8 protein-coding genes are annotated in these 9,480 nt (G+C 52.9%); 1 reads left to right on the top strand and 7 read right to left on the bottom strand.

The features are described from left to right. Window positions 1-73 precede the first annotated feature (73 nt). Complete coding sequence (locus tag B2633_RS12230; protein WP_483170966.1) at window positions 74-919, top strand: formate dehydrogenase accessory protein FdhE; 846 nt, start codon at window positions 74-76, stop codon at window positions 917-919. A 70-nt stretch (window positions 920-989) separates the two neighbouring features. Here B2633_RS12230 and mobB read toward each other — a convergent pair whose 3' ends face one another. The 7 genes from mobB to B2633_RS12195 all read right to left on the bottom strand — a co-directional run. Next, window positions 990-1,475 carry a molybdopterin-guanine dinucleotide biosynthesis protein B gene (gene mobB / locus B2633_RS12225; RefSeq protein ID WP_483170964.1) on the bottom strand — a complete coding sequence of 162 codons (486 nt, stop codon included), beginning with the start codon at window positions 1,473-1,475 and terminating at the stop codon, window positions 990-992. Window positions 1,476-1,514: 39 nt separating this feature from the next. Beyond that, window positions 1,515-2,810 carry an amidohydrolase gene (locus tag B2633_RS12220; RefSeq protein WP_483170962.1) on the bottom strand — a complete coding sequence of 432 codons (1,296 nt, stop codon included), beginning with the start codon at window positions 2,808-2,810 and terminating at the stop codon, window positions 1,515-1,517. A gap of 64 nt (window positions 2,811-2,874) precedes the next feature. After that, entirely contained in the window at window positions 2,875-3,528 is a 654-nt protein-coding gene (locus B2633_RS12215) for a class II aldolase/adducin family protein (protein WP_483170961.1), read from the bottom strand. A 4-nt stretch (window positions 3,529-3,532) separates the two neighbouring features. Continuing rightward, a complete protein-coding gene (gene mtnA, locus B2633_RS12210; RefSeq protein WP_483170967.1) occupies window positions 3,533-4,567 on the bottom strand; it encodes an S-methyl-5-thioribose-1-phosphate isomerase in 1,035 nt (344 codons plus the stop codon). After that, on the bottom strand, window positions 4,567-5,361 hold the full coding sequence (gene mtnP / locus B2633_RS12205; protein WP_483170960.1) for an S-methyl-5'-thioadenosine phosphorylase: 795 nt from the start codon (window positions 5,359-5,361) through the stop codon (window positions 4,567-4,569). The genes mtnA and mtnP overlap by 1 nt, the downstream gene beginning before the upstream one ends. A 26-nt stretch (window positions 5,362-5,387) precedes the next feature. Continuing rightward, a complete protein-coding gene (gene ftsY, locus B2633_RS12200; protein ID WP_483170958.1) occupies window positions 5,388-6,677 on the bottom strand; it encodes a signal recognition particle-docking protein FtsY in 1,290 nt (429 codons plus the stop codon). A gap of 33 nt (window positions 6,678-6,710) precedes the next feature. Then, window positions 6,711-9,480: coiled-coil domain-containing protein (locus B2633_RS12195; RefSeq protein ID WP_483170957.1), on the bottom strand; the 2,770-nt coding region annotated here is incomplete at its 5' end.

Raw genomic sequence — 9,480 nt, 5'->3', positions numbered from 1 at the left:
GGGGAGTAAGCCTCCCCCTTTTCTATTACCACAAGGTTTATTTATCAGGCTTTAATTAGAGGAGTGAATCGAGATGCCAAGTAAGATACCTGTACAGCTGCCCAGCGGTTATATGGAATTTTTCTCCAGCCTTGAATCCTGGCAGAATGAACAACAGATCAAGCTTCAAGCCGCTGTGGACGTGGAAAAAGCCGAAGAACCGCAGCGAAAGATCGCCAAACACCGCCGGCCTTTGATTATCACCACCGGACTGCAAATCGACCCTGTTTTATACCGGCAAGTGCTGGATGATTTGTTGGTTTTTCTAATTAAACAGCGTCCTGATATAGCATCTAATCTGGAAATAATACAAAAAGAGGTTCCCGATTTCAACTTTCCTGTGCTGATTGCCCGGTTGATTGAGCAAGATATGGATTATCTGGAACAACTGGCTCATTCACTCAAGATATCCCCGGAGCTGTTTATATTCGCACTGGATCATGCCATCAGACCCTTCCTGCGTGTATATGCAGCTCATTATCAGGCCGATATATTAGAGCACACTTACCAGAACTGGGATCTGCCCACTATCTGCCCGATATGCGGCAGCAGATCACATTTCAGCCGCCTGCGCGCTGAGGACGGAAGGCGTTTCATGTTCTGTGACCGTTGCTTTATTGAATGGGAAACCCGCTACCTGGAATGTGTACATTGCGGTAATGATGAACCGGGCAAAATCAATTATATCTCTGTGGAAAATGATACTTCCAATCAGTTATATACTTGTGAAAAATGCCGGGGGTACTTGAAAACATATGACGAGCGTCCCTCCGGATTGCCTACCGACTTGTTCCTGGCCAACATTCAGACTATATATCTGGATTTGTTGGCTGAAGAAAAAGGATACAGCAATCACAACAATGATTGGAGCAACAAATAGATTATGAAATAAAAAGGTACAGGTGCGTTCCGTCTCGGGAGCAAAAAACCTGTACCTTTGTTATACCTTTTTACAATAGCCGGAATCTGTCTACTATGAAGCGGGCAATTTCCAGGTCCTGATCAAATCCGAAGCAGGGAATCCCGTCATTGACCTGGCGGTCGGATACACGCCCGATAAGATTGGGGAGATCTGGCAACAGGTCTCCGGTAGCCTGGCGTACCACCTCGATTTTTGGATATGGCCCGGTTTTATAGCCTTCGGTAATCACCAGGTCGGCATCAGCCTTAACCTCATCATATATATCGCTAAGATTTCTTTCTATTCTCTCCCGGCGATAGCGCAAGGACATTTTTGGAGAAGATGCGTATACCAAACCCGAACCGGCTTGATAAAAGCGCTCGGAGTCCTTTTCAACCGGCAAATCGAAGCCATGCTGAGAATGTTTTATTACTGCGGTACGGATATTCCAGAGAGTCAGATGACGGATCACCTTAACCAATAGGGTGGTCTTACCGCTGTTGTGATGTCCTACAAATGATATGGCTGGAACCAATGAGCTACCCCTTTCTTTACAATCCGTTCGGTATACGCCCTATCGACTGATTAAATCGCGGGCTATGGCCTTACATTTGTTCAAAACCTCCTGCTCATCAAATTTGGTAATCCGGCGGTGCTCCATGATGATTTGGCCATCGACGATCACGGTATCAACATCCGCGGCCTGACCCGAATAAATGATATTGGCCAGGATATCGTAACGTGGAATCATATGAGCCGCGGTGAGGTTGACCATTATCATGTCGGCCTTGTACCCGGGTTTTAAGATCCCTATCTGGTCATCCCAACCCAGGGCTCGAGCACCCAGGGCAGTTCCCATTTCCAGGGCCTGATAAGCAGGCAACACTGTGGGATCCATACTGTTGACTTTATGCAGCAAGGCACAGCTGCGCATCTCCTCTAGCATATCCAGATTATTATTGCTGGAAGCCCCATCCGTTCCTAATCCTACCGCAATCCCAGCCCTTAGCATGGCTGGAACCGGTGCGACTCCGCTGGCCAGCTTCATGTTGCTTTCCGGATTGTGGGCTACACCGACCCTGTTCTGCTGCAAAATGGCAATGTCATCATCACTCACGTGCACACAGTGGGCGGCCAGTGTAGGGCGGGTGAAAACGCCATTTTCAAGCATCAGTTTTACCGGCGAGACTCCGTATTGCTTTACGATGTCTTCCATCTCTTGACGGGTTTCGGAGATATGTATATGTATGCCTACCTCAAGCTCTTCTGCCAAGGCCACTACTTGTTTAAGATATTCCGGGGGACAGGTATACGGAGCGTGAGGTCCCAGGGCGAAACGAATGCGTCCTTTAGCGGCGCCATGCCATTGAGCCACCAGTTTGCGGCTGTCATCCAGGGCCGACTGACTTTCCGGGGAAACACCGATCATGCCCCGGCTCAAGACCGCGCGAATCCCTGAAGTTTCCACCGCCCGGGCGGCCTGACTCATGAAAAAATACATATCATTGAAAGTAGTGGTGCCGGATTTGATCATTTCCACTATGGCCAGCATGGTGCCCCAATAGATGTCCTCGCCATTGAGTTTGGCTTCCAGGGGCCAGATCTTGGTGGAGAGCCATTCCATCAGAGGCAGGTCATCGGCATAACCCCTGAGCAGGGTCATGGCGGCATGGGTGTGGGTATTGACCAAACCCGGCAGCACCACCTGCCCGCTGCCATCGATAATTCGCTCATAACTCCCCTGAGGAGCTGCGCCCGAACCCATCCGGTCGATGACATCATCGGCTATGATCAGATATCCCTTCTCTATTAAACTGTCTTCACCGCTCATAGGGAGAATAGCTACATTCTCTATCATTAAATTCGACATTTACCTAACCTCCTTCAGCCCTCAATCCAATTAGCCGGGTCAAATCCCATCTAGTCATTAACTGTTATTTCTTTTGTCCGTACTTCTGGAACCCTGCATGAAGCAAATTGACCTCATCTTCGGGCAGCCCCTGAAGCGGCCCCAGCATACGGGCATAGAGCCCCACCTGCGCGGTCTGTTCGATCACATAGCATATCCTCAAAGCCTGAGCCATACTGCCCCCAACCCCGATCACGCCATGATTTGACAACAAAGCGGCACAACCCTTCTCCCCAAGTGTTTTAACGGTGTATTCAGCCAGCTTGCGGGTGCCGGTCCGCGCATAAGGAACAACTGCAATTTCATGGCCGATGGCCTGAGCGGTTTCCTCCAATATGACCGGAATGGGGATTCCAGCCACGGCAAAGGCAGTCGCAAATGGACTGTGGACGTGTACTATCGCCTGTACATCCGGTCTGGCCAGGTATATAGCCAGATGCAGGGGAGTCTCGCTGGAGGGACGGAACTTCCCTTCTATTACCTGCCGATTGTAATCCACCACCACCATATCCTCCGGGGTCAGGACGGCATAGTCCATACCGCTGGGGGTGATGACGAAGCCCTCGGTCTCAGTGGCCCGGGCGCTCACATTGCCCCAGGTTCCGATTACCATGCCGCTGCTTGAAATCTCCCGGGCCGCCTCCAGAACCTGGCGCCTCACTTCCATGGAACTAAACATGACGTCACCGCCCTTCCTTGAGCTTGCGTAAGCCATCCGCAAACGGGGCTCTAATAACGCCGCCTTCGGTTATTATGCCGGTGATCAAGTGCTGTGGGGTCACATCAAAAGCGGGGTTGAATACTTTCACCTCCGGAACCGTAAGGTAGGCGTCCGCACACCGTCTGACCTCATCCTCATGGCGTTCTTCAATGATGATAGCCCCTCCGTCGGGCAAGCTGATATCGACGGTAGATGAAGGTGCGGCTACGTAAAATGGGATCTGATGGTACTGGGCCAAAACCGCCAGAGAAAAAGTGCCGATTTTATTGGCTGTGTCGCCATTGGCGGCAATGCGGTCGGCGCCAACAATTATGGCGTCCACTTTCCCCAGCTGCATGGTGTAGGCGGCCATACTGTCGGTAATCAATGTTACCGGGATATGATCCTGCATTAATTCCCACACGGTCAGCCGGGCCCCCTGCAGAACCGGGCGGGTCTCGCAGGCCCACACCATATCGACTTTATTGCGGGCGGCCGCTGAACGGATCACCCCCAGGGCGGTCCCATATCCACAGGTTGCCAGAGTGCCGGCATTACAAATCGTCATCACCTGCGCCCCCGCAGGAAGAAGAGCTTCCCCATTTTCTCCAATGGTCCTATTAACGGCTATATCCTCTGCACACATCTTCTGGGCTTCATTGAGCAACAGTGCCGCCACTTCGCCCCGGGCCTGATGACGGTGCTGCAGGTACAGCTGCTCCATGCGCTGCAAGGCCCAGAAGAGATTGACTGCGGTCGGCCTGGTGGAGGCCAGCAAATCCCTGGTCTTATAGAAATGAGCATCCATTTCTGCCGGGGAGCCGTTATAGCGCCGCATCCCCAGGGCCAGTCCGAAAGCCGCCACCACACCGATAAGCGGTGCGCCGCGTACCTTCATGGAACGGATAGCCGCAGCCACCTCCTGCGGCGTATGGCAAGGCGCGAATACCACCTCCCCGGGCAGCTTACTCTGGTCCAATACCACCACGGCTTCATTATCAAAGCGCACCGTCGCGATCATAGCTTGACCTCTATTTCCTCAAGGATGCGCGCACAATCGCATTCTTTAGCCTGCTTTTCAATTAACAGGGTGCTCTCCAGCAAAAGCTGGCGTACCGAGGCGGTGTTGTTCTTCATAACTTCATACACTTCACTATGGGTTAAAATAGTTGGCGAAATGCCGGCGGCAAAATTGGTGATGGTAGCCACAGTAGCGTAACACATTCCCAATTCCCTGGCCAGGCAGACCTCGGGGACACTGGTCATCCCCACCACATCTCCGCCTAAGAGTTTATACACCGAAATTTCCGCTGCGGTTTCGAAGCGCGGACCCTCGGTGCATACATACACCCCGCCGTTGCTGACCTGATACTGCAGGCCATTGGCGGCTTCCATTACGGCAGACCTCAGCCGGGGGCAATAGGGCACGGTCATATCACAGTGCACCACCCCCATATCCCCGCCTTCATATAAAGTAGCGGGACGTGATTTGGTGAAGTCCAGGAACTGGTCTACCAGGACGAAATGGCCGGGCTTAAAATCATAGTTCAAGGATCCTACTGCAGCTGTAGCCAGGATATTTCTGACCCCCAGTTTGTACAAAGCCAATATGTTGGCGCGGTAATTCACCAGATGCGGGGGCACACTGTGTTTAGCCCCATGTCTGGGAATAAAGGCCAATTCCACTCCTTTGTAACTGCCTACAGTGACCGCAACTACTCCAAATTTGGTTTGCTGAAGGACCTCGCGGCGATTTTCCAGGGCATCTGGGCTGTATATGCCGGTGCCTCCGATGATGGCTGCTTTAATCAAGTAAATTCCTCCTCACAGATAGCTTATTAGGATTGAGCATTTGTATTATCAGTGTCAAACAAGGCCTGAGCGAATAAATTAGGGTCGAAATCCCTCAAATCATCCAGAGTTTCCCCAATTCCGATCAGCTTGACCGGCAGTTCCAGCTCCCTGGCGATGGCCAGGACTATGCCTCCTTTGGCAGTGCCATCCAGCTTGGTGAGAACAATGCCGGATACACCGGTAGCTTCCTGAAAGATACGGGCCTGACTTATTGCGTTCTGACCGGTGGTGGCGTCTAATACCAGCAAGACCTCTTGTGGTTCTTGCCCAATTTCCCTCTCGATAATCTTTCTTACTTTAGCCAGCTCTTTCATTAGATTGGTCTTATTCTGCAGTCGCCCTGCGGTATCTATTATGAGGATATCCGCCTGGCGTGCCCGGGCGGCATTGATGGCGTCATAAACCACCGCACCAGGGTCGGACCCTTCGCGATGCTTGATCAGTTCCACCCCCACCCGATCAGCCCATATCTGCAGCTGATCGATGGCTGCGGCTCTGAAGGTGTCCGCAGCCGCCAGGATTACGTTTAAGCCCTCTTGTTTGAAACGATAGGCCAGTTTAGCGATCGAGGTGGTTTTTCCGGCGCCATTTACCCCTACGACCAGGATGATAGCCGGTTTAAGCCCGTCCAGATTGAGGGGCTGTGTATTCTGCAGCAGAAGGGCCACCTCTTCGCGAATTAAGGCCAGGACCTCATGGGAGTCATGGATGCGCTGCTTTTTGGCGGCCAGCCTAATCTTTTCCACCAACTCCACCGAGGTGTTCATGCCCACATCGGCCTGTATGAGTATTTCTTCAAGTTCTTCCCAGAATTCCTCATCCAGCTTGCGGGTGTTCTTTACCAATTCCTGTATTTTCCCGGCCAGATTCTCCCGGGTCTTGCTCAAACCCTGTTTAAATTTCTGCAGAAAGTTAAACCGAAGCTTGCCGTTTTCTTTCTCGGGGTATTTCGGCTCCTCAGGCTGATCACCGGCTGTGCCGGTTTCCTCTTCCGCTCCCGAAGCTTCTTTTTTGGAGAAGGGTTTGATAAGATTCAGAAAACCTTCCCTTTCAGAATCCAGGCCATCCGCTGCCCCTGCTGTCATCGTCCGGCCACCAGCGGCCAGGCCGGTTTCCGTTTCCTGCGGGGGCGTTTCCTTTTTGGCGAAGGGATTGATGCGGTTCAAAAACCCGTTCTTCTCGGGCTCCGGGGCTTCCGCCAGCTTTTCCGTCCCTGTCTCGGGCGCCGCCGTTTCACCGGGCGGGGTTTTCTTTTTGCGATTGAAAAGCGACATGGTCTCATCCTTTCAGTTTCGATGTAATCAGGTTTAGCCCGCTTTACTGGGTACATCCTCCAAAGACAGAGTGTATACCCCGCTGATCCCTTTTTCAGCCATGGTTATCCCGTATATAGTATTGCCACATTCAATGGTGGTCTGTCGATGGGTTACCACAATAAACTGGGTCTCCCGGCATATGCCCTGCAGGAAGCCGGTAAATCGTATCAGATTGGTTTCATCCAGGGCGGCGTCGATTTCATCCAGTAAGCAGAATGGAATCGGTTTAAGGCGAATCAAAGCGAATAAAAAGGCGATACAGGTCAAGGCCCGCTCTCCGCCCGATAATAAATTCAGCGACTGAATCCGTTTGCCGGGTATTTTTACCTCAATGTCTACGCCTGCCTCCAGGCCGCTGGCTCCGGTTTCAACCATCAGGCGTCCCTCCCCGCCGTTGAACATCTCCGCAAAAGTCCGGGCAAAACTCTGGTTGGCCTGAGTCATGAACTTGTTGAAGTCGAGCGACATGAGACGTTCGGTTTCGGCCAGCAGATTCAACAGTGATGAGCGGGCCTCCCCCAGGTCGAGATATTGCTGTTCAATAAAGCCCAGTTTGCTCTCCAGAGCCTGGGATTCCTCAATTGCTGAGATATCCACCATTCCCAGGGCTTCAAGGTTTTCTTTGAGAACTCCCAGCTCTTGCTTGATGCTGCGCAGCTCGGCTGCTCTCATCGCTTTAAGGTCGATTTCCGGAATCGGGGTTTCGCCCAGCTTTTCGCTCCACTGAAGATGCAGGCCCGAAAACTCGGTCTCCAGTCGGGCCAAATTGAGTTCCTGCTGGCGAATGACTTGTTCCAGCTTTTCAATTTCTGCCGATACCGGCCCCAGGCCGGCTTTGAGCTGGCCGACATCGGTTCTGCATTGGATTTCTCTGCTTTTCAAGACTTCCAGCTTCTCCCGCTTAGCTTCGGCCTCCAGCACCGCCTGGGATATTTCCTGTTCAAGGCTGCCGGTTCTGCGGGTTTCCGCCTCGGTATCGTTCTGCAACCGCTCCAGCAAGTCCTGGGCCTCCTGGCGGGACTGCCGATAAGAGCCCTGAACCGCTTCAAACTGCAGCAGGTTCTTATGCTGGTTGTCCAACTCCCTCTTTTTCATGTGTAGTTGTTCATGATAGGATGAAGAACGCTCGCGCAACACCTCGAGATCCTGCCTTAGTCTGACCAAGGTCTCCTTCTGTTCTTCCAACTGGCTGGAATCAGCCTGCTGTTGCAGCTGTAAAGCCTGCCACTGTTGTTTCAAGCCGGTCACGTCCTGTTCTATTTGCAGCGATTGCTCATCTATACTTGCTATATCACGGCTGGCTTCCTGGCGCTGTTGCTGAAATTTGTGCATATGGTCAGCCGCGGTTTTTATCTGGGTTTCAAGCCATTCCTTTTTGAGAGTATACTCAATATGCTGCTTTTTCAAGCCGGCGGTTTGCAGATCAACAGCCTCTAATTCGGAGCGGGCTGAAGCCAGTGCCTGCTTGAGTTGGTTCATCCCGGACTGCTGGGCCAGCAATTCGGCCTCCAGCCTGTTCTCTTCTGCCCGGCGCTGCAGACGGCTGGGGCCGCGGTCAGCTGCGGTTCCGCCGCTCATAGCCCCGCCGGGGTTGATGATATCCCCTTCCAGGGATACCAGTGTCCAGGGATAATTTATCTTTTTATAGGCCTGCATCCCGCTGTGCAGGTTTTCCACCACCAACACCCTCCCTAGCAGATACTCCAGGACCACGCGGTACCTGGACAGACACTGCACCAGGCGGTCAGCGCTGCCCATCACCCCTTTAACGGCCAGGGACTTTTTTACCACCTCTTCAGGCACCCTGCGCAATCGCAGGCTGTCCAGAGGCAGGCAGGTGACGCGGCCCGCGCGCCGGCTCTTGAGGCGCTCAATAACCAGGCGGGCGTCATGGCTGCTCTCCACTACTATGTTTTCCAGGCTTCTCCCCGCGGCGATGTCAATTGCGGTCTCCAGCCCCGGGGGCACTTCCAGGATTTCCCCCACTATCCCCAGAATCCCGCCCAGCTCCCCGTCATGGGCCCATTTCATCACGGCTTTTACCCCGGGTGCATAGCCGCTCAGGTTTTCGCGCATACTCCGCAGACTCTCCAAACGGGTGCCCTGCTGGTCGATTTGCTTTTGCTGCTGCTGAATCAGCCCTTCCGCTTCTGTCACTTTCCGCGCCGCTTCGGCTCTGGCTTCCCCGGCCAGCCCGATGGAGGCATGGAGATGCTCCAGCTGCTTTTCGATTTGCTCCATTTCCTCATGGTACCGGGCTTGTTCTTGGCCTGCCTCTTTCAGCTGGCGGTCAAGCTGTTCATACTGCGTCTCCAGTCTAAACCTGCGTTCGCGGCTTTTCAGCAAGCGCTCCTGTTGCTCCTGTATAGCGTTTTTGACTCTGGTCTCCCGCTGGGTATACGCGAATAAATGCGCTTTGTGTTCTTCAAAGAGCTTGGCTTTTAGGGCCAGGGACTGCTCCAGGTCGCAGGCATCCTTTTCTATCTGCACACACTGCTGTTCCAGCTCCTCACACAACAGCTGCTGCTGGTTATAATCCTCTCTGTTGATAAGCAGATCCTGGTCGATCTTGTTTAACTGGGCGGCATATTTGGCGGCATCAGCCAGGGCCGCCTTAAGTCTTTCCCGGTAATTGGCAATGCGTTCCTGGCTTAATTGCAAGGCTGAGCGCAGTTCGGCAATATGGGCTTGAATATCATATAACTCTTGTGCGGCGTTTTGTTCTTCCAAACGCAGGCCTTCCAGTTCCAGCTCCCGTTCC

Origin of the sequence: Syntrophomonas sp. UBA1041, assembly GCF_002316705.1 — a bacterium.
Classification (GTDB): Bacteria; Bacillota; Syntrophomonadia; order Syntrophomonadales; family Syntrophomonadaceae; genus DTU019.
Note: the sequence above shows the minus strand (reverse complement) of the source record. Positions and strands in the feature narration are given on the sequence as shown.